2 protein-coding genes are annotated in these 1,919 nt (G+C 41.2%); both read right to left on the minus strand.

The annotated features are described in order from the left end of the window. Nucleotides 1-64 precede the first annotated feature (64 nt). A complete protein-coding gene (locus QZ334_RS08185; RefSeq protein WP_295233550.1) occupies nt 65-793 on the minus strand; it encodes a LutC/YkgG family protein in 729 nt (242 codons plus the stop codon). Next, on the minus strand, nt 793-1,919 hold a 1,127-nt coding region (locus QZ334_RS08190), incomplete at its 5' end, for an LUD domain-containing protein (protein WP_295233553.1). The genes QZ334_RS08190 and QZ334_RS08185, both read right to left, overlap by 1 nt.

Here is a 1,919-nt window from a genome sequence, read left to right on the forward strand (position 1 = left end):
ATATACAGACATATAAAAGGCGACCTTCCAAGGAAGATCGCCTTTATTGTATCTGGTTATTATATTATCTATTAACTAAGATATATGTAACGCGGATAGGACCATGAGCACCATCTACAGTTACGAGCTCGATATCAGCCGTACGGGACGGACCGGAAATCAAGCAAATATTTGTAGGGAATTTGGATGGATCGTTGTGGTAACGTTCAGCCAAATGTTCCATGGTTTGAGTCATACGTGGGTTGATTGTATCAGTATATAATACAGCAACATGAGTTTCTGGCAACAAGCTGATTGCACGGCCAGATTCTTCACCAGAGGCTTGTACTACAGTAGCTGTTTCAGCAATACCGCAGTATGGGAATGTAATACCAATATCTGCATTGGCAGTGTTGGAGATACATTCTTCACGGCCTTTAGCTGGGTCCCATTGGAAGTATGTACGAGTGCCGCCATTATTAGCTGCATCTTGTTCGAATAATTCTTTTAATTTATATTCATCTACTTCAGGAGTGCTTGGGAATACAACCTTACCATTGCCCCAATCTTCGATAGCTGCCAAAATTGTTTCACCTAATTTATCAGGTGTAGTTTCAACGAATTTTGTACCAACACGTTGACATTGTTCCTTAAACATTGTCAAAATTTGATCTTTATTCAAATCTTTGAACATAGTTTCTTGAGGACCATGGCTGTAATCAAAGTCCTCTACAAATGCAGGGCACATTTCTTGATCACGGCCTAATGCACGAGATAAACGTGCAATAAATTGTTTACGTTTAGCTTCATCCATTATTTTTTCTCCTTCTTCTTGTTCTTTTCATGTTCAGCATATAAGTCACGGAATTTCTTGAACTTCAATGTACCCATTTCTTTAGATTTAGTCCAGCCGTTCATAACTGGAATAGCTTGAGTCCATGTAGGCATATTGCCTTCTTTGTTACTGATCAAGTTCATACCGATAGCACCAGCTTTTGTACCAAGGTCGAATAATGTGGAGTTACCAAACATCTTAGCCGCTGCAGTGAAGATTGCTTCTTCTGCTTTCGGACGAGTTTTTTCGATGTCAGCCATAATATGACGGTGTTCCATCAATAATTCATGCAATGGAATAGCTACTGGACAGTTTTCTGTACATGCGCCGCACAATGTGGAAGCGTATGGAAGATCGCCTGCTACGTCGTAACCTTTGAACAATGGAGTCAATACAGCACCCATTGGACCTGGATATACGGAGCCATAACCGTGACCAGAGATGTGACGGTATACAGGACAGATATTCATACATGCACCACAACGGATACAACGTAACATTTCTTGGAATGTACCACCCAAGATACCGGAACGACCGTTATCGATAATGATGATATGAGTTTCTTCAGGACCGTCAGCTTCGCCAGCACGACCAGGACCAGTCATCATGGAGAAGTAGTTGGAAATTTTAGCACCTACTGCAGAGCGGTTCAACATTTCCATCATAACGTCAAGAGCTTTAAAGTTAGGAACGATACGCTCAGTACCTAAGAAGATTAATTGAGTCTTAGGAATGGAGCTAGCCATACGACCGTTACCTTCGTTGGAAACGATAGTACAAGTACCGGACTCAGCTACCGCAAAGTTACAACCGTTAACGCCTACGTCAGCTTTCAAGAAGCGCTCACGTACATAACCACGTACGAAGTGAGTCATTTCTGTAGGGTTTTCAGTACCTGTGTAACCTAATTTTTCAGCGAAGATTTCGCGGATTTTGTTACGTTCAAAGTGAAGACCTGGTACTACGATGTGAGATGGTGGGCTTACTGCAGTTTGCAAAATAAATTCAGCCAAGTCAGTTTCGTTTACTTCGATACCAGCTTCTTCTAATACTTCGTTCAAACCAATTTCTTCAGTTAAGATAGTTTTGGATTTAACGATCATTT

It is taken from the genome of Veillonella sp. (assembly GCF_019414865.1).
Lineage (GTDB): Bacteria > Bacillota > Negativicutes > Veillonellales > Veillonellaceae > Veillonella.

Excerpts from the sequence above, each read along its gene's own strand:
- QZ334_RS08185 (WP_295233550.1), bottom strand. The coding sequence starts at position 793 with ATGGATGAAGCTAAACGTAAACAATTTATTGCACGTTTATCTCGTGCA.